Below are 23,614 nucleotides of genomic sequence, written 5' to 3' on the forward strand. Positions count from 1 at the left end.
ACTAAAATGAGTAGTTTATGCTTTCAAAAATACAATATAGACTTGATATTTTCACATATTAGATATAAATATTATTTCCTTTCTTTGAATCAATCGTACTATTATCTAAAACAGACCTTTGAGGAGTTTCAAAAACAGTGATTATATATAGAAGTAAAACAATACTGTATTCGTCTAATAATTAATTTTTTGGCAAAATATTTGCAAATTCACTTTTTAATCGCAACTTTGCAATAAACAGAATTACCATGATAGAAAGAGTATTAAAAACCAAGCTGTTAGATATGACAACCAAGTATCCGATTGTAACCCTCACGGGTCCGAGACAGTCGGGTAAATCGACTTTACTCAAAACATCATTCCCTACATATCACTATGTGTCGCTCGAAGACCCGGATATGAGGCTGTTTGCGACAGAAGATCCACGGGGCTTTTTGGCAACCTATCCCGACAAAACGATTATTGACGAAGTGCAGCGAGTTCCTGAACTGTTTTCGTACATACAAACTCACGTTGATAAAGAAAATAAGGAAGGAATGTATCTATTAGCGGGTTCGCACAACTTTCTGTTAATGGAAAGCATTAATCAATCACTTGCAGGGAGAACAGCTATATTGAACTTGTTACCATTCTCACATCACGAAATGCAAACAGGTAATATACTACCCCCAACAATTGATGAAGAGATATACAAAGGAGCTTATCCTCGTCTTTACGATAAAAATATTACTCCAACAGATTACTATCCGTACTACATTCAAACTTATGTGGAGCGAGATGTTCGTCTGATGAAAAATATTGGCGATTTGAGCAAATTTATTCGCTTTATCAAACTATGTGCAGGTCGTATCGGACAATTGCTTAATTTGTCCGGATTAGCAAATGAATGTGGAATATCTGTATCGACAGCAACAGCATGGATGTCGTTACTCGAAGCAAGCTATATCGCATATCTTCTCAAACCAGACCATAATAACTACGCAAAGCGATTAGTTAAAAGTCCGAAACTTTATTTTCATGATACAGGATTGGCGTGCTCACTATTGGATATAAAGAGTGCTGAACAAGTGTCAACTCACTTTCTAAGAGGAGGCTTATTTGAAAATTTGGTTATCAATGAATTTATTAAAGAGTCTCTCAATAAAGGAGAAGAATCAAACTTGACCTTTTGGCGAGACAGCACAGGTAACGAGATTGATTTACTCCAAACAATCGCAGGCAAGCAGAATGCCTACGAAATAAAATCCGGAGCAACTTACACATCCGACTATTTTAAAGGTATCAGCAAATGGGCAAAACTATCAGGTGCAGCACCCGAACAATGTTTTGCTATTTATGCTGGGGATAAGTCAATGAAAACCTCATATGGAGAGGTGATGTCGTGGAACAAATAAAATTCAAAACACAGTTCCTTCTACATCCTTATCTTTACACCACCTCATAATTGACAGCATTAAAAGAACTCAGAACACTCTTTACTTTAACAAGGATGTAACTCTAAGTTACCCCCTTGCTCCAACTTTTGATTTTCAAAAGTATTTACTATACTTGTGGCGTGTCCGAGTAACTTTCTAACCTCAGCGGAATTGTACCGCTGTTTGGAAAGTCACTCGGACACTCCTTATTTATCAGCTTATTCGAGCAATCCCTCTTCTATCCAATTAGCCATATTCAGGCTTATATGGTGACCTTTGTATCCCACCAAAGCTTCTTAATTCTCGTCTATAACAGTACCCCCCCATCCCGGCATTCAATTGAATGCCGAGCTAGGGGGATTGCTTATTTCTCTACTACATGGTATATAGTTCCGGTTTGGGTTCTTTTGGAAGGGATTTGGTGTTTGTGCAGGATGCGGCCGAAATGGATGATTTTGGTGGCCGACAGATTAAAGAGTTTTTTCTCTTGCAGGCGGCCCAGTATTTCAACGGCAAGGAGCTTCTCTCCTTTCTCTGTGGATTCGGCGGCACGGAAAAATTGCAGAAACAGTTGCTCTGCAGGGACCTGTACCTGAAATTCTTTGTTGGTCTCCGACAGGATAGCCTCTTCCGGACCCTCAAACCAGTAGCGTTCGCCTCTTTTTATTTCATGCATGGCCTGGGCATACAACTGGTCGTGGTTGATCTTCTCACGGTAACTGATGGGACCTGTAAGGCGGACACAGATGAACCGCCGGCTACCCGAGGTGTCGGTAAGCACATCGTAGTGGTTACTGGTGGCGATAAACGAGGCATAACGGCGCAACGATTCCACCGAAGCCTGATGGGGCTTGCGGATGGTTACAACGGGTTTCTGCATGACGTGCTTCAGGAAGCCCTGCTGACTCTCCTTTACCTGATCGAATTCGTCCATGTTGATCAGGGCGAAACGCGAAAGGTACATTTCGGTGTTACGCTTATTGCCCACATCTACCCCTTCGGCATAATAGGCACGTAACTCCGGAGGGAGCAGGTTCAGGCAAAAGGTGGATTTACCTGTGCCCTGGGCTCCAACAAGCAGTGGAGCCGTGCTGTTGGCATGTTTCTTATTGATACCCCGCCATTGTGCCACCATCCCCAGAAACCAGCGGTGGAAAAGGTTGCGCCAGTGGGGGTTGTTACAAGGGATGGTTTCGGCCAGAGGGCGGATACGGTCTTTTCCGTCCCATTCAGGCAACGAATACAGGTAATGGTCGATGGGTGAAAAGCGAGGCACACGGTCAGAATAAATATAACGGTTCACATCTCTGTCCCACATCTTGATGCCCTCCTCCTGTCCGTTCAGGGCAATGCTGTTTAACAGTCGGGGATTTACCTTCACAAAGTCGTAGCTGTACAGGCCTCTTTCGCGGCACTCTACTTCGTCCTTCAGGGTGTTGTACCGAAGTTCGTAGCGCCGCTTCATAAACTCGTCGGTCTGCAGCGCCAACAGCTGCTCTGCAGCCAGGCAGATTTTCTCGCCAAAGCCGTTGTTCTTGCCGTACACATTCCGAAAGGTGGTGCGCACCTCGGTTTCACGTAATTTAAGTTGCAGGTGAAGCAAAGCCGACTGTACCGCCTCTTCTTCCGGAATGCCGGATCCGAAACAGTTGGTTGCCAACAAAACCAGCAGGGGTTTAAGGTTTGTATCCTCCGGTGGACCACATTGGGTGAGGGCCGACTTCAACGAAGTTTCGAATAATAGGGAGAGCTGATCGGTACGGCTGTATCCGGGCATCTGCCGCCTGAGCGGATCGTTGTCGGCCTGCACAGCTTCCTGCCAGGTAGCTTCGCCCGGCATTTCGGTGGGCTGACTTTGCAGCACAGGTTTTGCCTGGGGTGCATAGTAACGGGTGGCATCGTGTACAAAAGGGCAGCTTACTTCGGGGGTATCGCCGCCGGTGTCAACGGGAAAAGGGATTTGTCCCTGATACAACCTGACAGCCCTGCGGTGTGCATGGGCATGAAACAACTTAACCTCCTCTTCGGTACGGGGCAGTGCACCGTCGGGCCGTGTAAAGAGTACCAATATATAAACCCGTGTACCGCAGGTATCGGCATAGGCCGCCAGGGTTTGGGGCAACTCGGCTGCCGTCTGTTTAACCAGACTTGCCTCGGCCGGACCGGTAAGATTGCTAACCTGCAGCACCACCACGCCGTTGTAGTTTGTCGGCACCCGCAATCCGTCTTTCAAGGCAAATGTCGAGGTACAAAGCAGACTGGCTCCCTTGAGTCGTTTTGCAAGCAGGCCGGCTTTTGCCCTGCCCGGTTCTTCCTGCATACACTCCATTACATCTGCAAACGAAATGTTGCGGATACTTTTTTTCACTGTAGATTCTTTAAAATAACTAATATTCATGGAATTAATTTTTAATTGTTTTCGTGAAGGTACTACCCGTATGCCTGGTTTTACAAATAATATGCGCACGAAAGAGCTCTCCGGAGCAAAATAATTATTACTTTTAAATTAGCTGTTTTTACTTAATAGTTTAGTATATTTGCATGTGAGAACTTCTTCGTCTTCCATCTGGGGGACAATGGTCACACAGCTGCGTGATCAATGTCCTCCAACTGAGTGATCAATGTCCCTCAGCTGAGAGACGAAGAATATATCTTTGATTAACATCTAATCATCCCGATGAAACGACCTTATTGTTGGAGTAAAAAGGTAATAAAACAAGTATAAAGTTATGAGTATCTATTATGACATGCGTGAAAACCCCAATCCCGAAAAAGATGGAAACCAAAAACCACTTCATCCCCGTGCCGTATCGAAGGGAACGATCAAAGCCGACAAGATAGTGGATGCCATTGCCCAGCGAACAGGTTTTAGCCGGGGAGAGATTCAGGGTGTGCTGGAGGAATATACCCAGGAGATGCTTTTGCGCGTTTCGGAAGGTTATAATGTGGAATGGGGTACTTTGGGAACTTTATCGCCTAAGCTAAAGGCCAAACGTCAGGTTATGACAAAAAGTGAGATCCGGTCGCCGTCCATTTCAGTATCAGGACTAAATTTTAAAGGCTCTGCCTGGTTATCGAGGCAATTGAACTTCGATCTGGAAAGATCTGAGTCCGGCTTTAACAATTCGACACCCTACGGAGCTATTTATCGCAGGAAGCTGTTGGAACAGTACCTGGATGAGAATCCGTACATTAAACGAACCGACTATTCCAAACTTACCGGTCAATTAAAGAATAAGGCTATCCAACAGCTGAACGAGTATGTGGAGCAAGGAGTCCTTATAAGGCTGGGCAGAGGTAATCAGACGGAATACAGACGGGCAACACAACCGGCAGCCGCCGAAAAATAATGAGAGATGACAGATGCAGGTGATCTGTCACCTTGCATCTGTCATCTTCAAACTCCGCATCCATAAAGGGAAGTCTCCCTAAAAATGATGGATGACAGATTGTTTTGCTATAAATCGGTTTTATTGAACCGGTGTTTTTGGTTTGCGGTCGAAGAATGGATTTTTGGATGATGCGCTGATGGGAATAGCCATCACACAGGTACAATCGCCCAGATAGCCAAGCCGCTGTGCCGCCATGCCGGCCGAAAACATTACACGACTATCCACTCTGCAGTCGGCCGCCGTTGCACAGGCAGATCCCACGGCAATACCCACATCGATGGTGTTGATGGCACAAGGTACGGCATCTGGCTTTTCGGCACAGGTGGCATAACCGCAATGGGTACAGTTCAGTCCCTGTACTTTCTGGGCAGTTCCGATAATGATTACCGCCTCAGCCTGTTGAAGGTTCTCTGCATCGCGCAGCAAAAACTTCATACCCGATTCATCCGAATAACGTACCATCTCTTCCGAGAGGCGTACGATATCCTGATCGGTCACCATCCCTACCTCTATAATATCAATACCTTTCCCTTTGGGAGCCGTGCGGGCAGCCGTCATCATCTGACGACCTACCTGCAGCACATGTTCGTGCCTCGATTCGCGTTCGTTTACAATCATAGTTCTTGTATTTTCGGCAAACTTAACTAAAATTGCCGGATTTGCTTTACTCCAACTGCAGGTTTGTGACTGTAGCGGTAGCCTTATAGGAAAATTCCGGGTATTCGAACAGGGGGAATCGGGGCTCCGTTTTGCCGTCGGTATAGTACCAGATGCTCTTGTATGCTTCCGGATCTTCGCCCATGGACTGCAACTGCCTCAGGTAGGCGGCAACCGACTTATTCTCTACAATGTAAACCTGGTCCATATGATCGATGATGGGACTGTGCCTGCGGGTGGCATCGTGTTCGAACTTCAGGATACGTTTGCCGTCGGGCGTAATGCCTGCCATAACAAATGTCATACTCTTGCCGATAGCCGGAAGGTTAAGTACGCTGCGGTCCGTCGCGGCAAACAACAGGTGGTTGTCTTTCAGGAAATGAGTAAGATTCCTGCCCAGATCTTTCGTTCCTTTAATCAGGTTGTTCAGTTCGCCAATCTTCTCAGACGGGATCCGTCCGAATATCTTTTCCTCTTCACTCTCCTGCAACGAGCGGCAGTTGGGTGTAAACATGGCATAATTTTCCTGAAATCCTTTTACGGAGAAGGTATAGTAGCAAACCACTCCCATGGTGTTGAGCAGTTGGCGAAGCTTGGCAGTATGACCGCGACGGGAAGCTGCAACAGTATATACCAGTTGGTTCGTGATAGTCCACCCCGCCGACAGGATAGCTTTGATTGCCTCGCGTGCTTCGGGGGTTACCTCCAGCGGCGACTGAAAATGGGTTTGAATAATAAACTGGCTTACGCCTGCTACAGAAGCTTTTTCTTTAAATTCGCGCAAAATCTCGACCAGTTCGTCGTTTACACGCATGGGCAGGTAAGCTGGCAGGCGCGAACCGAGACGTACCCGCTGCAGTTGGGCATATTTCCCGCCTTCGGGCCGGCCTTCGTTGGCTTTGCGTTTCCGTAAGGCCATCTTATATACGGCATCCAATATTTTGCGCAGGGTGGCATTCTGACTCATCAGGGCGTCTCCTCCGGTGATCAGGATGTCTTGCAACTGCGAATCTTCCTCAAAATAATGCATAAGGCGACGAAGTTTCTTGTCCCAGCTCTCCTTTGGTTTTAATGCTTCCAGATCAAAATTGAGCCGCTCGCTCTGGAAATCGTACATCCGCTGACAAACGGAACATAGTCCCCCGCAAGCTCTTCCCATGGAGTCGGGTATCAGAATGGCCACTTCGGGATAGCGTCTGTGGATATTATGTCCTTCGGGAAGCATCCATCCGGCCGCATTGGGCTTGCCAGCCTCCACGATATCCTCCTTCTCCCAGGCCTTGATTGTTCCGTAGGTATCCACCAACTCCTGCGAATAGAGGATGTAGGTACGAATAGTGGCATCGTCGTAGCCTGCGTCTGTGGGATTCAACAGCGAGAGGTAGTAGGGTGTTACGAAAAAAGGCATCTTCTTTTTGCGGGCATCGGTAAGCAACCGCATGGTATGCTCCGGCAATGAGTTGCCAAGAAAGGTGTTGAGTTCCGTTGGTGACTTGATAGCCATAGACAAGTGGAAATGACTTAGTTTCCACCATTCGCAAACTTTGGCATACTTTTGTTCGAAATTAAAACTTTCTTCAAACTGGTACCTGGAACTTCCTCCATGCTGGCGCTCAATTTTTTTGATAAGCTCCTTAATAATCCGTTCGCGGTTGGCTACACGGATGGCCAGCACCTCTTTATCGAGGCCCGTCTGCCATCGATTCATCTGTCTTTTCATCCAGGCTATATCATCCTTAATCTCCGGTTTTTCGGTAAGAGCTGCAAACTGGTGATACAGATCAAGTAGCAGATCGGTATGAGTATCACAGATAATCTCTCCCCTAAGGAACTGCCAGAGATTAGAAAGGGTCTCTACCCGGATCTCTTGTCCGGTAGAAAGTTCATTTATAACTGATCCATCGTAGCTGATAAGACGTGAAATTGTACGCACTACGGCATTATCGGTCTGATGTGTGTTCAGTGCGGCCTGTAAACGGTTTTTAAAATCATTACAGGCTGCAGATCCTTCCGCCAGACTTACCAGCCACGGGAGGTGTTTCGCATACATTTTTTTTAAACGGGTAATGTCTGAAGTCGTCAAATTCTTTTTCGTCATACGCTATTTTTGTTATTTGTTTTGTGGATGTATGTACATACAAAATGCACGTTTGTCAACAAATATACATAAAATAATGCATAATCCCGAACAGAAATGTATAATAACGGCATTAAATAGCGGAAAAAGTCACCTTTTGTAATTTCATCACTCAATAAAGCGTGAACGGGTGGTATCCGAAGGCAGCATGCATTTTTCTTTTTTCCCGAACCATCTGTAGCGGTTTCGGGCAATAAAACGGTAGATTCCGTCCCGCAGGAAGGTGGGTAAATGAATGAGCGGAAAGAACAATTGCCAGCCCCGCCCGAGCTCTTTCAGTATATAAAGTACGGCCGAAGATTCGCGGAACGCATCTCCCTGTTGTGGTATATACACGATGCTGTCTGTTCCCCAATGCGTAACCCCGTATCGCTCAAGCAAAGCTCTGCCGGCATCCGACTGTAAAGAGGCGAAACGGAATTTACCGAAACGGTCGCGTTTAATAATAAACCGCACCGCTCCGTTGCATAGGTTGCAGACACCGTCAAATAAAACTATTCCCATATGTTTTTGTCGCCACCTGAAATGGCAAGTAATTCAAAAACAGATGGGAAAAGCCATATGTTCAATCCATCACTGACAATAGATGGCTTTGTTGCGGCGGGGAAGCACTTCTCCAATAATAGCTGCCTGGGGATGAAGCGAAGTAGCCTGAAGCTCCTGCAACAACCAATCGGCTTTATGAGCATCCACCCCGATCAGCAATCCGCCGGAGGTTTGGGCATCGCAGGCCAGCATCTTTTGTTCTACCGTACAGGAGGGGGCATAAAAGACATGCTCTTTTACAAAGTCGGCATTACGGAAGGCGGCTCCGGGGATGCAACCCGACTGCAATAGCGACAGTGCCTGTGGTATTGCAGGAAGCGAAGCCAGCGACAGTTGCAAAGTTACATGGGATGCTTCCGCCATTTTAAGGGCATGTCCCAGCAACCCGAAGCCCGTTACATCAGTTGCGCCTTTCACTCCGGCCAATTGCATACAGGATGCCCCGGCTTTGTTAAGGAGTTTCATCTGCCGGATGGCTTCATTATAGGCCTCCTCGTCCGCCATGCCCATACGTTGTGCCGCCATCAGCACTCCTACTCCCAGAGGTTTGGTCAGGATAAGCAGCTGCCCGGGTGTAAGTCCGGCGTTGGTTATCAGTTTATCGGGATGAACGGTACCTACCACAGCCAGTCCGTATTTTGGCGGAGTGTCGTCTATGGTGTGTCCTCCCATGGTGAAGGCTCCGGATTCGTTTATTTTGTCCTGACCGCCTTCCAGAATACGGCCAAGTACCCCGAGGGGTATGTCTTTGGATGGAAAGAGGGTGATATTGAGAGCCAGCAAAGGGGTACCTCCCATGGCATACACATCGCTCAGGGCGTTAGCTGCCGCAATCTGTCCGAAAGTGTAGGCATCGGAGCAGACCGGCGGAAAGAAATCGGTGGTTACAATAAGTGCGGTATCGTCGTTTAGTTTGTAGACTCCGGCATCGTCGTGCGTTTCGATATCCACCATGATACGGGCATCCTTTATAAGAGGGATGTCCGATAAAAGTTCGGAAAGTGCTGTAGGCGAAAGTTTTGCCGAACAGCCTCCGTAGGCGGAGGTGCTTAATAAGTCAAATGAGGTTGTTGTCATAGATCTTCATTTCAATGTTTAGGGATGCCATCAGAGCCTTGAACGGCTCTACTTCGGCAGCTGCAATTTCGAGGCACATACCACAATCCGACGATACCGAGGGAGGTACCGGTATAACCTTTACGGCTAATCCGGACTGCCTGCAGGCATTGTCGGCCTTGATTACCATTCGGGCTGTCTTAAAAACAGCTGTCTTAGTTGGTTGCGACATCGGCTATTGCTTTAATCAGGTTTTCTAAATCGGCTACCGTATGGTAGGGCGACAGGGCGATACGTACGGTACCCGACGGAAAGGTTCCCAGGGTACGGTGGGCAAGCGGTGCGCAATGCAATCCCGACCGGGTTTCGATTCCGTGCCGTTCGAACAGCTTTTGAGAAATGGTTGCGGGCGGCTGACTTTGATGGGTAAAGGAAAACAGCTCGCCTTGCTGGTCGGATTGTTTGGCTCCGTAAATCTTTATTCCCGGAAGTTTGGACAACTCACGCATACATGCCAGTACATCCGATGGAGTGTGACAGGCTGCAGGTCTGTTCTCAAGGGCAGAAAGCAGCCCCACTATTCCAGCCACGTTGGGTGTTCCCGCCTGAAAGTGGTCCGGCATCTCGGCGGGCATTTCGTAGGAATCGGACAAGCTGCCTGTTCCTCCGAAGTGCGTGAGGGTGAGTTCCTGGGGTGACTTACAATAGAATCCACCTGTGCCGGTAGGTCCCATCAGCGCCTTATGACCTGTAAAAGCAACACAATCAATATTCCAGTTTACCGCTTCTACCGGTATTTCGCCCAACGACTGTGCTGCATCCAGTATGATCTTCCATCCCCTGGAGGTAGCCAGTCTGCTTATTTCGGACATAGGCTGTATTACCCCGTTCACATTACTGAGGTGGTTTATTACAAAGAGGCTGTCTTCTCCCGCCGGCAGTTTACCAAGCGCATCCGTGTCGATGGAGCCGTCTTCCATTGCCGGCAGTACCTCCATGCGGATTCCCAGTGTGCGGTGCAGATGCCATAAAGGACGCATCACGGCATTGTGCTCCATGGGAGATACCCATATAACAGTTGGTCGCGAGGATATTCCCAGCAACAGGGTATTGAGTGCACTAGTGGCATTGCTTGCAAAAGCTATTTTTTCGGGATCAGCCACACCGAGTAAAGCCGACAAGGCATCGCGGCATTGTTCTACCTGCCGGGTTGCTTCGTGAACCCGTTGGTAGGCTGCCCGTCCGTAAGTACCCCCTTCGTCGGTTAGGTAGCGGCTTATACGGGATGCTACTTCCGGCGGCTTGGGGAAAGAGGTGGACGCATTATCAAAATAACAGTTCATATGATCAGGGATAAACAATGTGACCGGCTTCAGACATATAGCGTGTAAGTGTAAACATGTTGCTTATCATGCCCACAGCCAATTGATTTTTAACTTCGTAATAGTCCACGCATGTTCCGCAGGCAATTATGGCTACGCCTTTTTCTTCCAGCTCCTGCAACGATGCTGCTGTATCGGTTCCGGTAAGGGCTATTTTAATACCGCTGTTATACAGGAGAATGGCTTTGGGCAGCAATGCCGCCTCTTTAAGCGAGTTTACAAAAGCCCGCAGGAGGATTTGTCCCAGTTGGGAATCGCCCTGGCCCATGACATCCGATTTGATTACGACGATGTAATCGTTGCCGGGTGTGGTACAAAAGCGCTCGGCTCCGGAGGTATCGGGAAGCCGACCGGGTTTGACCAGGGTAAGGGTATGCACCTCTCCTTCGCTTCTGAGCTGAGGTGTAAGTTTCAGTTCGGCAAGGTAATTCCGGAGGTTGCACAAAGCAGTATCATTGTCGGTAAGAATCTCAATTATTTCGCCGGCGGTTGCCTCTTCGATGCCTTTTTTGGCCAGGATGAGGGGAGCGGGACAAAGTTGTCCTCTGGTATCTATCTGTTTCATATTCTTTGTTGTTTCTTCAATTTATCTGATTTTCGCTAATTGTTGTACCTGTTCAATGCCTACGTTGCATCCGTTTTCGTACAAAGCGAGTAATTTACGGGCTATAACGGCGGGATCCGAATCTTCCCACAAGCACGGAATCTGATTGGGCCATTGCTTTCCCGACGAACGCCGGTATCCTTTGTCGTAATAGCTAAGTGCTATGCAAACGGCGCTTTCAAGGTCATGCTGTTCTACGCACTCGATGGCTTTACGGGTAGCCTCGCCCCCCAAACGTTTTTCTATTTTACGGAAGGAGAGAATCAGCTCGTCGGGCTGAAAGGTTCCGTAGTCATTCAGTATATGTCTTATGCGTTCCTGATAAGGTATCTCGAGGTTCAAAAACGGAGCCGACAGCATCAGGGCATAAAAGGCGGAAGGGATAACAACCTTGCCGATGCTGGCACTTTCGCCTTCGCACCAGATCGGTCTTGCCGGATTGAAGGTACGCATCAAAGCGTGCAGCTGATTGGTAAATTGTTCGGTGCTTGGTTGTGCGGTTTCTCCCAATGATCCGAAAGCCGATCCTTTATGATGCGCCAGTCTCTCCAGATCGATTACCTGCTGTTCCATACGTTGCAGCTGATGCAACACCTCGGTTTTACCGCACCCGGTTGGTCCACCCAGTATCAGCAACTGCCACGGATGAGCTTCCAGCAACTGGGCGAAGGAGTTACGATAAGCCTTGTATCCACCAGAGAGCAGATAGGTTGTAAGTCCGGCTGTACGGAAAAGCCATGCCATGCTTCCGCTGCGCATGCCTCCGCGCCAACAATACATATAAATAGGTGCGCCGTCTGCCCATTGCCTGGCCTGTTTAACAAACCCTGCCAGTTTAGGGCCGGCAATCTCCAATCCCCTTTCTACAGCGTTGTCTTTCCCATATTGTACATAGCGTGTCCCTATCTCGGCCCTTTCGTTGTCCGAGAACAAGGGCAGGTTACGTGCCCCGGGAATATGTCCAGCCTCAAATTCGGAAGGCGACCGTACATCAATCAGGATGCCGGTCTTGCTTTGCTCCAAAAAATCATCGGCCATTAATACATCTTCCATGTCTATATAAATTGGTCCTTCAAAGGTAACAAATTCAATACAAAAAAGCCACCCCTGCTGGGATGGCTTTCTTAATTATTATTATCTGTACGGATTACAACTTGTCTGCTGAACCAAGAACATTCTTGATCTTGTCTGCATAAAGTTCCTTCAAGCTATCGCGAGCCGGGCCCAAATATTTACGTGGGTCGAATTCACCTGGCTTTGTAGCGAAGATTTCACGAACGGCTGCAGTCATAGCCAAACGGCCGTCTGAGTCGATGTTGATCTTACATACTGCAGATGCAGCTGCTCTGCGCAATTGTTCTTCAGGAATACCGATTGCATCAACCAAAGCACCACCATATTTGTTAATTGTGGCAACTTTGTCCTGAGGTACAGAAGAAGATCCGTGAAGTACGATAGGGAATCCGGGGATTCTCTTTTCGATTTCTTCCAGGATATCGAAACGCAAGGGAGGAGGAACCAGGATTCCGTTGGCGTCGCGGGTACACTGTGCAGGAGTAAACTTGTTAGCTCCGTGTGAAGTACCGATTGAGATAGCCAATGAATCAACACCAGTCTTGGTTACGAAATCCACAACCTGATCTGGCTCTGTATATGTGTGGTGTTCTGCGCAAACATCATCTTCCACACCAGCCAATACACCTAGTTCACCTTCTACAGTTACGTCGTGTGCGTGTGCGTATTCAACTACTTGTTTTGTCAATGCTACGTTTTCGTCGTAAGGAAGGTGTGAACCATCGATCATTACTGAAGAAAAGCCCATTTCAATACAAGATTTACACAATTCCAATGAATCTCCGTGATCCAGGTGAAGAACAATCTGAGGTTTTTCGCAACCCAGTTCTTTTGCATATTCTACAGCACCCTGAGCCATATAACGAAGCAATGTCTGATTTGCATATTTACGTGCACCACTAGATACCTGAAGGATAACAGGCGACTTTGTTGCTACTGCAGCCTGAACGATAGCCTGCATCTGTTCCATGTTGTTGAAGTTGAAAGCAGGAATAGCATATCCACCTGCAACAGCCTTTGCAAACATTTCTTTTGTGTTTACCAGACCTAACTCTTTGTAACTTACCATTGTTGTATATAATTTTACGTTAATGATTAAAAACTCTACAAAGATAACATTTATAAAAAAATTTTATGCTATAAGACATATAAAATAATACAAAAGATGACAAAGAGCAAAAAATAAATTATTTTGTTTTGATTGTTCAACTCTATTCTGTACCTTTGCCAGCCAATTACCGGTTACCACTTAAGTAAAAGTAATAATTATAATAGACAATAAAAAAAATGAAAAAAGGACTTCATCCTGAAAACTATCGTCCCGTCGTGTTCAAGGACATGTCTAACGACGATGTATTTATTACGCGTTCAACAATTAACGCTAAAGAAACAATTGAAATTGACGGAGTTACTTATCCTTTGATTAAGGTGGAAATCTCCAACACTTCTCACCCATTCTATACCGGTAAGTCTAAACTTGTGGATACTGCAGGTCGCGTAGATAAGTTCATGAGCCGTTACGGTAAACGCGAATTGAAGAAATAAATAGCCGCTTTTAAAGCGTCTAAAGAAAAGCCTCAGCAATTTTGTTGAGGCTTTTTTGTTGAATAAATAATATAAACGCTATTTTTGCATTTCATTGATAACTTAATTTAAACAGAAAAAAAACACATGGAAAAAACAAACGAACAGCTGATGGCCATTTTAAAGCAGTTTGCAATTGACGAAGATATGGTATCGGCCGTACCTTTCGGAAATGGACACATTAACGACACCCTTAAGGTTACCAACTCCAAAGGCGAGATAAAGTATATTCTTCAACGAATCAATCATCACATTTTCACCAATGTGGATATGTTGCAAAACAATATCTTCACAGTTACTTCGCATATCCGCGAAAAGCTGGTTGCCAGAGGCGAACAGGATGTAGACCGCAAAGTGCTTACTTTTATCCCGGCAAAAGATGGTAAGCTGTATCATTTTGACGGTGATTCGTATTGGAGGGTTTGCCTGTTTATTCCGCGTAGCAAGAGTTTTGAAGAGGTTACTCCCCAATTATCTTATGAAGCAGGAAAGGCTTTCGGCGATTTCCAGACCATGCTGTCTGACCTTCCGGCAGATGCACTGGGTGAAACAATTCCTAATTTCCACAATATGGAATTCCGTCTTAAGCAATTCCACGATGCGGTTGAAGCTAATGCTGCCGGCAGACTGGAAGAGGTAAAGGATTTGGTTGCTGAAATTGAAAAACGCGCCAAAGATATGTGCATCCAGGAGGAGTTATACCGCGAAGGCAAACTGAAAAAACGCACCAATCACTGCGATACCAAAGTTAACAATATTATGTTTGACGAAGAAGGCAAGGTATTGTGTGTAATTGACCTGGATACGGTAATGCCGGGCTTTGTTCTTTCGGACATTGGCGACTTTATCCGTACCGGAGCTAACACCGGTGCGGAAGATGATGAGAACCTGGACAATGTGGAAGTGAATCTGGAGATTTTTGAGGCTTATACCCGTGGCTATATGGAAACGGCCAAGGCCTTCCTTACTCCGCAGGAAATTAAATTACTGCCATATGGAGGCAGATTGCTTACCTACATGCAGACGGTCCGTTTTCTGACTGACTATATCAATGGTGATACGTATTATAAGATTCACAGTCCGAAACATAACCTGATCCGTACAAAAGCACAATTTAAGCTGTTGCTTAGCCTGGAGGCACATGCTCCGGAGATGGATGGATTTATGCAGACCTGGCTATAATTAATTTCAACATAGTAAAAAGCCGTGCCGGGTTTGCCCGTGCACGGCTTTTTAGTTACTTTTGTACTTACAGGTAGTATTTTGTAATGTACTATCGCAACCGGATAATAGTAATATGAGCAAGAAAAAGTTTTCCTTTAAAAGAAGGATACGCAGTTTCGGCTTTGCCTTCAGAGGGATTGGCAAACTAATCAAAGAGGAGCATAACGCGTGGATACATTGCTTTGCTGCGCTTTGTGTTATAGTGGCGGGATTCTGTTTCGGACTTTCGGCAATGGAGTGGGTCGCCATCGTTTTTGCCATCGGAAGCGTATTGGCTGCCGAGGCTTTCAATACGGCCATCGAAGCGCTGTGCGACTTTGCATCACCCGCCTATCAGGAGGCAATTAAGCACACGAAAGATCTGGCTGCCGGAGCGGTACTTATTGTTGCCATTGCAGCTGCCGTTGTGGGATTACTTATCTTTATTCCTAAAATTATGGCATTATGTTAAAACAAAGAATATGGAACCGGGTATGCCTGTTTGTTTTGCTGCTCGGTATTATTAGTCCGTTTGCCAAGGGGCAATCCAGAGAGGATATCCGTACATCGGGAGATGTGATGGCAATGGTTACCCCGATGGCAAGTTTGGTTACCACCCTGGCCCTGAAAGATTATGAAGGATTAAAACAAGGCGCTCTGGCTGGTGTTACTACCGTAGCAGCCACTTACGCTTTAAAGTATATTGTTCAGAAAGAGCGGCCGGATGGAAGCAACAAACTCTCTTTTCCCTCCAGCCATACTTCCATCTCTTTTACCGGAGCGGCATTTATACAGCGTCGTTATGGTTGGAAGTGGGGTGTGCCGGCATATCTCGTTTCGTCGTATGTGGGATGGAGCCGGGTATATGGAAAAAAACATGATTGGTGGGATGTGGCAGCCGGTGCAGCAATAGGCATCGGTAGCGCGTACATCTATACGCGCCCCTTTGCCGAAAAATATACCTTGTCTTTATGTCCGGTTGTTACCGACCGTCATTGCGGCTTCCACGCTTCGCTTAGTTTTTAGTCCGCAATCAGAAATGAAACTGTAAACCTATGGATACCGGATGTAATTCGGGACCTTTGTTTTTCTCAAACATCGTCATAGGTGAGTATCGGGCATAGAATCCTACATTATCCAGACCTCCCTGAATCAGCACGTCTATATTAAAGGGGCGGATATTCATCCCGCTATCCATTTTCTGTTTGTGCTTGTCGCCTTCTGAATCTCTGTAAACTACTTTGGAAGACGACCATGTTTTGATGGCTCCAACAAGTCCGGCAGAGAAAAACAGTTCGGATTTACGGTGTGGATTCTGCCATTCCAATAACAAAGGAATAGTGATGTGGGTAGTTCCCAGCTTACTGGATTTATAGGTTACTCCTTCGGGAGCTGGCAGCAGCGTGGTAACTCCGCCTATTTCTTTGAAATATTCGTTTTTATCCAATCTGTAACGCGTCCAGCGCATTCCCAAACCGGTTACAACAGCCCAGCCGTTGCGGGAGATAGGATATGCTTTTTCAAATACATTCAGGTTATAGTCAAGTGATTTACCTGAATTCAGACTTACGCCGTCCACGTCATTCAAGCTAAGGGATGCATCCGAAAAGTTGGCAAATCCTACACCAAAGCCAGCCCAGTGGGGATCGTAATCTCTGTTCCAGGATGGAACGGAGATAGTAAAGGATTTGGTATTCCGGCGTGTCTCGTAACTGCGTCCGTCTTTGTAGATACCTTCAAATACCTTTTCGCTTTCCACAGAATCACCAGAGTTGGTTAGTTCGTACACTTTCACCTTTACCCGGTCTGTCGTCTCGCTAACCTTGATGCGTTTGTTATTGAACAGGATGGTGGTATCGCCTTCCAGAGTTGTGGTTGCAGCCGCGAATTGAGTAAGTGAAATAAGAGCTGCCGTAAATAGTAGTACTTTTTTCATCTGTATATTATTTATTATATTGTTATTATTGTTTATTAAAGATCTTTCTTGGTAAAGAGCAGGGTTATCAGGTCGTCGCTATCCAAATCGCCTTCTATGTAAACCAACGTTATAACGCCTTTCTTGCTCACTTTGAAAAGAATAAACCGATTGATGTCCGCCTCTTTCGATGGCATCTGGTAATAGGCCGAAATAACCCCTCCCCCATCTGTCACCTCCTTTATCTTGCGCGCTCCCTCCTGATCTGAAGCCAGGCAACGCCTCACAAACCGGAGTGCCTCGGCATCCTCTTTTATGGTTATGCTTTTGTAGTGAGTCATACCATAGGTTTCAAGCATTTCGTTAGATAGCTCCACCATAGTTACATTCCGGTTTTTGCCGTACCGTTGGAAAACCTCCTGAATTTTAAGGTCTTTCTGGGCATTTGCTGCCACAGGAAGCAACAGGAGCGCTGCCAGAAGCAGCAACAGCGTGTATTTTTTCTTATTCATCGCTTTGTTTGTAAGATGTATATCTGCCCGTTTCATAACGTTGTATTTATTCTTCGTCGCCAAGCAAGCTGCCCAGCTCCTTTAGTTGATTATCTATAAGTTCCTTATCAGAAAAAACATCCATGGTATGTTTGTATTCATCGGGGGTGGTAGCTACTTCCTGAAGAGATACCAGAGCCATGGAACGAACTTTATCCGGGTCGGAGTAGCACTGACCGTTGATGATCACGTAATTACCAGAACACGGCAGGCCGTTGTTTGCAGGGAAAAAGTATTTTCCGGCCAGTAGCATTACAAACAGGCAGGCTGCCGCTACCGAGAACCAATAATACCGCCTTTTTTCTTTTGGCATCGGAATTACGGTAGCTAACTCCGGTTCCGTCTCTTTCCGGGCAATCTCCTGATCAAAGTAGGCGAACAGGGGCTTATAAACAGCCAGCTCTTCCGGCACATCTGCCTTCGAAAAGAAGCTGCGCAGCATTCGCTCTTCCTGGGCGGATGTTTCGCCTTCAAAATACTTGTTCAGCAATTCCTCTATATTCATTGTTCTATTTGTTTAGCATTAAAAATTGTTCCCTTACTTTTTTACGGGCTCTGGATAAATTGACGCGGACGGATTCTATCTGAGTGCCCGTAATTTGAGCAATCTCGCTTAATTCGTATCCCTCTACATCTTTCATCCGGATAATACATTGCTGCAATGTGGGCAGCTGTTGAATAAGTCGGCCGATTATTGCAACAGCATCGTGCTGCTCGAGCAATTGTTCGGGGGTCACTGTGTCTGCAAGGATCGATTCGCTGTTTTCAGGCATTCTGTCCATACGTTTTGATCTTAGTTTGTCCAGACAAAGGTTCTTTACCACCTGAACCGATAATGCTTCCACACTCTGGTATCCATCCAGCCGATCGCGGATATACCACAGCTTCAGGAAAGCCTCCTGCACGATATCCTCGGCATCGGCTCCATCGTCAGTCAGCTTCACGGAATACTTTAGTAGTTTATCCCGAAGTGGCAATACGGTCGATTTGAATGTTTCCAGTTCCATTGTTTACTGATTAGACGCAGTAAAAGAAAAAACATAACATGAAGAGGTGATTTTTTCAAAAAAAAACCTTCCGGCAGTATATTCAGACTGGGGAAGGTTCATTTTTATCAGTTGAAGTGAGATTTTTCCCACGTATAAATACGAGGTTCTGTTTTGAGAAATGGGGCTACTTTCTCGCGTTCTTCTTTACCTAGGTATTGTGGTGTTGTAAAGGTAGCCTTCATCGTAAAATTGTCTTCGCTTAGCGAATACTGTATAAGCTGAATATCCAGCCAGGATGCTGCAAAAAGGAATTCATCACTTTTGCGGTCGGCATCCTCTTTGAAAAACCAGTCGGTTGTTGCCGGAGTATATAAATCGGTTGCATCAAGGCTTTTCCAGTCTGTTGTAAAGAATGCCACACGACTGTCGGCCGCCGGACCAAAAACCGTATTAACCACGCAGATGATATAGGTGTTATTTACAAGAGGAAGGCGCTTTATTTCCATAGTGCTGTTGTCCGTTACCTGTAATAAAAGATAATCGGTGGTGAGCTTCTTCAGAGTAGAATAACCCTCCATTGTATTTTTCAGTTTTGCCTCTTTTCCCGAATTATATAAATCGACCAGGTCCTTGCGCCAGGCATTCTCAAGCTGAGGAATATATTGATCGGGCATTGCGGTGAACAAAGAAGCCATCTCCTGCGCACGCAGAGCTGTTAATGCAAATATAAAACAACAGGCAAATAGTATTTTTTTCATTTATTGTTTATTTAGTCCCCAAATATAAGAATATCATTCCTAACAACACAAAGAAAAGATCGACAGCTTTGTTCTTTAAGTTTTTTTCATGGAAGAACAGCGCTCCGGCTGCAAATGTAACCAACACATTGCTTCTTCGTACCATAGAAACAATGGAAATCATGGAATCCGGAAAACTTAATGCATAGAAATAGACAAAATCGGCCACACAAAGAAATAGAGATATCAGTACGATATTCCAGCGCCAGGTAAAAGGTGTTGTTTGCTTCCTGCCGGGATACCAAAGAAATACAAGTACAAAAATCATCAAGATACATTGATAAAAATTATACCAGGATTGAACAGCCATGGGATCGATAAAGCTCATCAGGTATTTATCGTACAGACCACTCATAGATCCGGTAACTGCCGATAGTACCATGCAAAGGATCCATTTATTGTGTGTAAAACGAATCCCTTCTTTTTTGCCGGACGAAGAGAGCATATAAAAAGAGAAAATAGCTAGCGAAACGCCAATCCATTGATATACATTTAACCGCTCCTGAAAAATAAGTAATGCTCCTAATAAAGTCATTACCGGCTGAGTTGCTTTAATTGGACCGGTTAATGTGAGTGGCAGATGTTTGGTTGCAAAATAGGCAAAATGCCAGGATGCAAGCACGATAACCGCCTTTAGAATAATATAGCCATGTACATATAACGGAACCTTTGGTACGTAAAATAGTGTTCCCTCCAATAACTGAGGATTCCATGCCGAGATCACCACAAAAGGCAAAAAGACTATGCTACAAATTAAAGTATTGAAAAATAGCACTGGAATTACTGCATTCCCGTTAAGAGAAAGCTTCTTATTTATATCGTAACAGCCCAATAAAAAGGCAGAAACGAAGGCCAAGCCTAACCACATATCTTAGTTGTTTTTAATAAATAGTTCCTCCGGGTAGGTAACGTTCACCAAAAAAAGGGCATGTCCCGGTGCGGATGTCCCGGCTTTACAGCGGTCTTGTTGTTCAATTACATCCCGAAATCCCTGGATAGATAATTTGCCGCGTCCTACCTCAAGGAGCGTGCCTACAATTGCCCTTACCATGTTACGCAGAAAACGATCTGCCTGAATGGTGAATATCCAAACATCGCCATCCTGCTTCCATTCGGCTTGCATAATCTTGCAATTGTTTGTTTTCACATCGGTATGTAATTTGCTGAAACTGGTGAAATCTGTATACTTGAATAATTCCCTACAGGCCTCATTCATTTTTGCAAAATCGGGCTGCACCGGTAGTTTATATACAGTTTCGTGATTAAAGGGGTCTTTCTTATCGGTGATATAATAATTGTAGGTACGTGATGTGGCCGAAAAACGGGCATGTGCATCAGATACTACAGGAACAATATTGTATACGGCAATGTCTTTGGGCAACAGACGGTTCAATTTGCCGGCTAAATGAAAAAGATCGGTTATTTCTGTTTCCCAATCAAAATGGGCTACCATCAAACGGGCATGCACACCGGCATCTGTTCTTCCGGCACCTACCACAGGAACCGGTTTTCGAAGCAATATACCAAGTGCTTCTTCGAGACATTGTTGTACCGTTACTCCATTGGGTTGCACCTGCCATCCACAGTAATTCTTTCCGTTGTAACCTAAATAAATAAAATACCGATTCACGATTGATTGTCTGTTTATTTAAACGATGGTGCAAAGGTAGCAATTTCTTTTCCAAAAATAAGAAGGAGAGAATACCGTGTTACCGATACCCTCTCCTTTTCATATATGCTTTAGCAGAAACGTGTGACTATTTTGTTACAATTTTCAGCTTTGCTCCTTTCAGTCCCTTCGTGGTTGCTTCAAAGGTAATCTCTCCTGCTTTATCGCCGGATTGAACGATGGCAGTAAGCTGGCCGCTGAACAGCTTCATACGTGGATGATGGAACAACTCCAGACTTACACTGTTTCCGTTGGCTGCAGCACGATAAGATCCTGCACCTTTCACTTTAAATTCAATTTGATTGGTGGCATCCGGGATCAGGTTACCATCTTTATCTACCACTCTCACATTGATGAATGACAAGTCTTTTCCATTGGCCGACAATTCGCTGCGATCGGCCGACAGTTCAATACGATGAGGCTTTCCAGCAGTACGAATTTCCTTTTCGGCAACAGCTTTTCCGTTTTCATCGTATGCAACAACTTTTACCGTACCGGGTTCGTACTTCGTATCCATCCACATCAGACGATAGCGTTGCTGACGCTCGAATGCTTCCTGCGATTCTTTACTACCGGTGTTGTGTACTGTTTTGGTAAGGTCTTTGGTGCGTTTACCCTGACTCTTTCCATTGATGAACACCTCTGCAGAAGGATAGTTGGTATAAACGAAAATTGGCGTTACTTCTCCCTCACGTCCTTTCCAGTTCCAGTGAGGCAGGATATGCAACGTTTCTTCTTTAGAATTCCAATGACTGCGGTACAGGTAGTAACGGTCTTTTGGAATACCGGCAAGGTCTATAATACCAAATAAGCTGCTGTGACTTGGCCAGTTGGTATAATAAGGTGTTGGCTCACCCAAATAGTCGAAACCTGTCCATACAAATTCGCCAATGGCGTAAGGCAGGTCTTCGTGCTGGATAAAGTCGTCTTCCGGCAGGTTAGACCATCCGCAATGTTCAACATCGTAAGAAGAACTCTGGTGGTCGTCGTATGTCTTCATCGAGGCTCTTACTACCGGGAATTTATATACACCACGTGAGCTAACAGTTGAAGCGGTTTCGCTTCCCAATACAATCTGTTGCGGTAGTTTTTTATAAGCTTCCTGATACATATGAGGACGGTAGTTAAATCCGGCCACTTCCATTACTGCTGCAAAGTTATTGTTAAGTACATGTTGCGGCTGATCCATCCCCTGAGTTACTGGACGCGTAGGGTCTTCGCGGTGACAGATATCCTGAAGGAAACGGCCTATTTTAGAGCCGCCTTCAATTCCTTGCTCCGGTACTTCGTTTCCGATACACCACATAACCAGACTAGCGCTGTTGCGATAGTTATGCAGCAGATTCACCATATCTTTTTCGGCCCATTCATCAAACAGATGATTGTAACCGTTCTTTACCTTGGGGTGTTTCCATTCGTCGAATGATTCGGCCATCACCATCATCCCCATCTCGTCGCAGGCACGTACCAATTCGGGGGCAGGCATATTATGTGATGTACGGATCGCGTTACATCCCATATCTTTAAGAATACGGATTTGTCTGCGAATTGCGGCATCGTTTACGGCAGCTCCTAACGGTCCGAGATCGTGATGATTACAAACACCTTTAAATACAGTTCGCTTGCCATTCAGGAAAAACCCTTTGTCGGGGATTACCTCAATAGATCTGATTCCAAAAGTAGTTGTATATACATCTTTCTCAATATTCCCTTGATAAAGCTTTGACTCGGCAGTGTATAAAACCGGATTTTCTGTATCCCAGCACACTGGGTTTTCAACAACCAGTTCCTGGGTAAAAAGATCTTGGTCGTAAGACGAAAGAACTTTTTCCTGAGATGCAACTGTTCTTCCCTGCTCATCTTTCAATGCTGTCACCAGTCTGTATTGATCAGGTGCCGAGGCCGACGGGCGGACTAGTTTTGTCTTCACATTTACCTTCGCAAATTCTTTTGTAATAACTGGCGTAGTAATCTGCGTACCCCAGATAGGAATGTGGGCATCTTCTGTTACGATAACATGTACATTCCGGTAAATACCGGCTCCGGGATACCAACGTGAAGACTCTGGATAGTTTTCCAAACGAACGGCTATCGTATTTTTTTCTCCCGGGTTAAGAAATTCTGTTATATCAAAATGGAATGAATTATAGCCGTAAGGCCAGTAGCCTACCTTCTTTCCATTTATATAGACATTCGCATGGCTCATAGCTCCATCAAAAAGTATGGAAGCTTTTTTTCCTTTTGTAAACTGAGGAAGTTCAAAAGAAGTACGGTACCAGCCAACACCAACAAATGGAAGTCCGCCTGTACGGCCGGCATGTTCTAAGGCTTCCTTTTGACCATCCTGGGTTATGGCTACCTCTTGTTTATCATTTTGTGAACTGAAAGGACCGTAAATCGCCCAATCGTGAGGCACTGTAACAGTCTGCCACTTACTATCATCAAATTCGGGATTGATTGCCCCGGAATTATCTTCTCTGGTAAATTTCCAGTTCTTTTCAAGAAGAATTTCGGTCCGTACCTGTGCCATAGTTGCCGACAGAATACATAACCAACAAAATAATGCCAGATTAATTTTTCTCATGCTTGATACTGATTGTTTAAATATTAGTTTCTTGTTTCGCAACAAAAATAGCTAAATTT

At 45.5% G+C, this 23,614-nt stretch carries 24 protein-coding genes; 6 read left to right on the forward strand and 18 right to left on the reverse strand.

All coding sequences use genetic code 11. The features are described 5' to 3' along the window. The first annotated feature begins 248 nt into the window (after window positions 1–248). Window positions 249–1,394 carry an ATP-binding protein gene (locus F5613_RS02840; RefSeq protein ID WP_179398611.1) on the forward strand — a complete coding sequence of 382 codons (1,146 nt, stop codon included), beginning with the start codon at window positions 249–251 and terminating at the stop codon, window positions 1,392–1,394. A gap of 385 nt (window positions 1,395–1,779) precedes the next feature. Here the strand turns inward: F5613_RS02840 and F5613_RS02845 are convergent, their stop codons facing one another. After that, on the reverse strand, window positions 1,780–3,813 hold the full coding sequence (locus F5613_RS02845) for a VapE domain-containing protein (RefSeq protein WP_179398612.1): 2,034 nt from the start codon (window positions 3,811–3,813) through the stop codon (window positions 1,780–1,782). A 331-nt stretch (window positions 3,814–4,144) separates the two neighbouring features. Between F5613_RS02845 and F5613_RS02850 the strand changes: the two genes are divergently transcribed. Continuing rightward, window positions 4,145–4,765: an HU family DNA-binding protein gene (locus F5613_RS02850; RefSeq protein WP_179398613.1), complete on the forward strand. Its 621-nt coding sequence runs from the start codon at window positions 4,145–4,147 to the stop codon at window positions 4,763–4,765. Window positions 4,766–4,885: 120 nt separating this feature from the next. On the opposite strand, the gene F5613_RS02855 is transcribed toward F5613_RS02850, so the two are convergent. The 9 genes from F5613_RS02855 to F5613_RS02895 form a co-directional block, all read right to left on the reverse strand. Continuing rightward, window positions 4,886–5,425 (reverse strand): ferredoxin domain-containing protein, encoded by a 540-nt coding sequence (locus F5613_RS02855; RefSeq protein WP_179398614.1) that lies wholly within the window; start codon window positions 5,423–5,425, stop codon window positions 4,886–4,888. 46 nt (window positions 5,426–5,471) lie between these two features. Next, window positions 5,472–7,562 (reverse strand): KamA family radical SAM protein, encoded by a 2,091-nt coding sequence (locus F5613_RS02860; RefSeq protein ID WP_179398615.1) that lies wholly within the window; start codon window positions 7,560–7,562, stop codon window positions 5,472–5,474. Between the two features lie 147 nt (window positions 7,563–7,709). Continuing rightward, window positions 7,710–8,105, reverse strand: coding sequence for a thiol-disulfide oxidoreductase DCC family protein (locus F5613_RS02865; RefSeq protein ID WP_179398616.1), 396 nt, complete (start codon window positions 8,103–8,105; stop codon window positions 7,710–7,712). A gap of 69 nt (window positions 8,106–8,174) precedes the next feature. Next, window positions 8,175–9,224, reverse strand: a complete 1,050-nt coding sequence (selD, locus tag F5613_RS02870) for a selenide, water dikinase SelD (RefSeq protein ID WP_179398617.1) — start codon at window positions 9,222–9,224, stop codon at window positions 8,175–8,177. Continuing rightward, a complete protein-coding gene (locus F5613_RS02875) occupies window positions 9,205–9,435 on the reverse strand; it encodes a DUF3343 domain-containing protein (RefSeq protein ID WP_079683542.1) in 231 nt (76 codons plus the stop codon). The genes selD and F5613_RS02875 overlap by 20 nt, the downstream gene beginning before the upstream one ends. Beyond that, the gene (locus tag F5613_RS02880; RefSeq protein ID WP_179398618.1) at window positions 9,419–10,546 is read right to left on the reverse strand and encodes an aminotransferase class V-fold PLP-dependent enzyme; all 1,128 of its coding nucleotides are present in this window, start codon (window positions 10,544–10,546) and stop codon (window positions 9,419–9,421) included. The genes F5613_RS02875 and F5613_RS02880 overlap by 17 nt, the downstream gene beginning before the upstream one ends. Before the next feature lie 4 nt (window positions 10,547–10,550). Then, a complete protein-coding gene (yedF, locus tag F5613_RS02885) occupies window positions 10,551–11,150 on the reverse strand; it encodes a sulfurtransferase-like selenium metabolism protein YedF (RefSeq protein ID WP_179398619.1) in 600 nt (199 codons plus the stop codon). A 21-nt stretch (window positions 11,151–11,171) separates the two neighbouring features. Then, window positions 11,172–12,242 (reverse strand): tRNA 2-selenouridine(34) synthase MnmH, encoded by a 1,071-nt coding sequence (gene mnmH, locus F5613_RS02890; protein ID WP_246303323.1) that lies wholly within the window; start codon window positions 12,240–12,242, stop codon window positions 11,172–11,174. A 94-nt stretch (window positions 12,243–12,336) separates the two neighbouring features. After that, the gene (locus F5613_RS02895) at window positions 12,337–13,332 is read right to left on the reverse strand and encodes a class II fructose-bisphosphate aldolase (protein ID WP_068180929.1); all 996 of its coding nucleotides are present in this window, start codon (window positions 13,330–13,332) and stop codon (window positions 12,337–12,339) included. A 218-nt stretch (window positions 13,333–13,550) separates the two neighbouring features. Here F5613_RS02895 and F5613_RS02900 point away from each other — a divergent pair, with 218 nt between their 5' ends. From F5613_RS02900 to F5613_RS02915, 4 genes are all read left to right on the forward strand, one after another. After that, on the forward strand, window positions 13,551–13,808 hold the full coding sequence (locus F5613_RS02900) for a type B 50S ribosomal protein L31 (protein ID WP_068180925.1): 258 nt from the start codon (window positions 13,551–13,553) through the stop codon (window positions 13,806–13,808). Between the two features lie 126 nt (window positions 13,809–13,934). Continuing rightward, window positions 13,935–15,029 (forward strand): phosphotransferase enzyme family protein, encoded by a 1,095-nt coding sequence (locus tag F5613_RS02905; protein WP_179398620.1) that lies wholly within the window; start codon window positions 13,935–13,937, stop codon window positions 15,027–15,029. A 115-nt stretch (window positions 15,030–15,144) separates the two neighbouring features. Continuing rightward, complete coding sequence (locus F5613_RS02910; RefSeq protein WP_179398621.1) at window positions 15,145–15,522, forward strand: diacylglycerol kinase family protein; 378 nt, start codon at window positions 15,145–15,147, stop codon at window positions 15,520–15,522. Continuing rightward, on the forward strand, window positions 15,516–16,076 hold the full coding sequence (locus tag F5613_RS02915; RefSeq protein ID WP_179398622.1) for a phosphatase PAP2 family protein: 561 nt from the start codon (window positions 15,516–15,518) through the stop codon (window positions 16,074–16,076). Before F5613_RS02910 ends, F5613_RS02915 begins: the two co-directional genes overlap by 7 nt. Window positions 16,077–16,083: 7 nt before the next feature. Here the strand turns inward: F5613_RS02915 and F5613_RS02920 are convergent, their stop codons facing one another. The 8 genes from F5613_RS02920 to F5613_RS02955 all read right to left on the reverse strand — a co-directional run bounded on the left by F5613_RS02920 (window position 16,084) and on the right by F5613_RS02955 (window position 23,555). Next, entirely contained in the window at window positions 16,084–16,986 is a 903-nt protein-coding gene (locus F5613_RS02920; RefSeq protein ID WP_179398623.1) for an outer membrane beta-barrel protein, read from the reverse strand. A 35-nt stretch (window positions 16,987–17,021) separates the two neighbouring features. Then, the gene (locus F5613_RS02925) at window positions 17,022–17,477 is read right to left on the reverse strand and encodes a DUF6108 family protein (RefSeq protein WP_068181154.1); all 456 of its coding nucleotides are present in this window, start codon (window positions 17,475–17,477) and stop codon (window positions 17,022–17,024) included. Between the two features lie 46 nt (window positions 17,478–17,523). Next, window positions 17,524–18,021 (reverse strand): hypothetical protein, encoded by a 498-nt coding sequence (locus tag F5613_RS02930; RefSeq protein WP_179398624.1) that lies wholly within the window; start codon window positions 18,019–18,021, stop codon window positions 17,524–17,526. 4 nt (window positions 18,022–18,025) lie between these two features. Further along, complete coding sequence (locus F5613_RS02935; protein ID WP_179398625.1) at window positions 18,026–18,523, reverse strand: RNA polymerase sigma factor; 498 nt, start codon at window positions 18,521–18,523, stop codon at window positions 18,026–18,028. Window positions 18,524–18,630: 107 nt separating this feature from the next. Next, on the reverse strand, window positions 18,631–19,263 hold the full coding sequence (locus F5613_RS02940) for a DUF3256 family protein (RefSeq protein ID WP_179398626.1): 633 nt from the start codon (window positions 19,261–19,263) through the stop codon (window positions 18,631–18,633). A 7-nt stretch (window positions 19,264–19,270) separates the two neighbouring features. Then, complete coding sequence (locus F5613_RS02945; RefSeq protein WP_179398627.1) at window positions 19,271–20,170, reverse strand: DMT family transporter; 900 nt, start codon at window positions 20,168–20,170, stop codon at window positions 19,271–19,273. A gap of 3 nt (window positions 20,171–20,173) precedes the next feature. Next, window positions 20,174–20,932 carry a tRNA pseudouridine(38-40) synthase TruA gene (gene truA / locus F5613_RS02950; RefSeq protein ID WP_179398628.1) on the reverse strand — a complete coding sequence of 253 codons (759 nt, stop codon included), beginning with the start codon at window positions 20,930–20,932 and terminating at the stop codon, window positions 20,174–20,176. Between the two features lie 127 nt (window positions 20,933–21,059). Continuing rightward, window positions 21,060–23,555 (reverse strand): DUF4982 domain-containing protein, encoded by a 2,496-nt coding sequence (locus tag F5613_RS02955; protein ID WP_179398629.1) that lies wholly within the window; start codon window positions 23,553–23,555, stop codon window positions 21,060–21,062. Between the last annotated feature and the right edge of the window lie 59 nt (window positions 23,556–23,614).

It is taken from the genome of Macellibacteroides fermentans (assembly GCF_013409575.1).
GTDB lineage: Bacteria > Bacteroidota > Bacteroidia > Bacteroidales > Tannerellaceae > Macellibacteroides > Macellibacteroides fermentans.

Coding starts and splice junctions, on each gene's coding strand:
- F5613_RS02915 (WP_179398622.1), top strand. CDS start 15,516: ATGTTAAAACAAAGAATATGGAACCGGGTATGCCTGTTTGTTTTGCTG.
- F5613_RS02925 (WP_068181154.1), bottom strand. CDS start 17,477: ATGAATAAGAAAAAATACACGCTGTTGCTGCTTCTGGCAGCGCTCCTG.
- F5613_RS02910 (WP_179398621.1), top strand. CDS start 15,145: ATGAGCAAGAAAAAGTTTTCCTTTAAAAGAAGGATACGCAGTTTCGGC.
- F5613_RS02935 (WP_179398625.1), bottom strand. CDS start 18,523: ATGGAACTGGAAACATTCAAATCGACCGTATTGCCACTTCGGGATAAA.
- F5613_RS02895 (WP_068180929.1), bottom strand. CDS start 13,332: ATGGTAAGTTACAAAGAGTTAGGTCTGGTAAACACAAAAGAAATGTTT.
- F5613_RS02845 (WP_179398612.1), bottom strand. CDS start 3,813: ATGAATATTAGTTATTTTAAAGAATCTACAGTGAAAAAAAGTATCCGC.
- F5613_RS02955 (WP_179398629.1), bottom strand. CDS start 23,555: ATGAGAAAAATTAATCTGGCATTATTTTGTTGGTTATGTATTCTGTCG.
- F5613_RS02920 (WP_179398623.1), bottom strand. CDS start 16,986: ATGAAAAAAGTACTACTATTTACGGCAGCTCTTATTTCACTTACTCAA.
- F5613_RS02905 (WP_179398620.1), top strand. CDS start 13,935: ATGGAAAAAACAAACGAACAGCTGATGGCCATTTTAAAGCAGTTTGCA.
- F5613_RS02855 (WP_179398614.1), bottom strand. CDS start 5,425: ATGATTGTAAACGAACGCGAATCGAGGCACGAACATGTGCTGCAGGTA.
- selD (WP_179398617.1), bottom strand. CDS start 9,224: ATGACAACAACCTCATTTGACTTATTAAGCACCTCCGCCTACGGAGGC.
- F5613_RS02900 (WP_068180925.1), top strand. CDS start 13,551: ATGAAAAAAGGACTTCATCCTGAAAACTATCGTCCCGTCGTGTTCAAG.
- F5613_RS02880 (WP_179398618.1), bottom strand. CDS start 10,546: ATGAACTGTTATTTTGATAATGCGTCCACCTCTTTCCCCAAGCCGCCG.
- F5613_RS02945 (WP_179398627.1), bottom strand. CDS start 20,170: ATGTGGTTAGGCTTGGCCTTCGTTTCTGCCTTTTTATTGGGCTGTTAC.
- F5613_RS02865 (WP_179398616.1), bottom strand. CDS start 8,105: ATGGGAATAGTTTTATTTGACGGTGTCTGCAACCTATGCAACGGAGCG.
- yedF (WP_179398619.1), bottom strand. CDS start 11,150: ATGAAACAGATAGATACCAGAGGACAACTTTGTCCCGCTCCCCTCATC.
- mnmH (WP_246303323.1), bottom strand. CDS start 12,242: ATGGAAGATGTATTAATGGCCGATGATTTTTTGGAGCAAAGCAAGACC.
- F5613_RS02860 (WP_179398615.1), bottom strand. CDS start 7,562: ATGACGAAAAAGAATTTGACGACTTCAGACATTACCCGTTTAAAAAAA.
- F5613_RS02875 (WP_079683542.1), bottom strand. CDS start 9,435: ATGTCGCAACCAACTAAGACAGCTGTTTTTAAGACAGCCCGAATGGTA.
- F5613_RS02940 (WP_179398626.1), bottom strand. CDS start 19,263: ATGAAAAAAATACTATTTGCCTGTTGTTTTATATTTGCATTAACAGCT.
- F5613_RS02840 (WP_179398611.1), top strand. CDS start 249: ATGATAGAAAGAGTATTAAAAACCAAGCTGTTAGATATGACAACCAAG.
- F5613_RS02930 (WP_179398624.1), bottom strand. CDS start 18,021: ATGAATATAGAGGAATTGCTGAACAAGTATTTTGAAGGCGAAACATCC.
- F5613_RS02850 (WP_179398613.1), top strand. CDS start 4,145: ATGAGTATCTATTATGACATGCGTGAAAACCCCAATCCCGAAAAAGAT.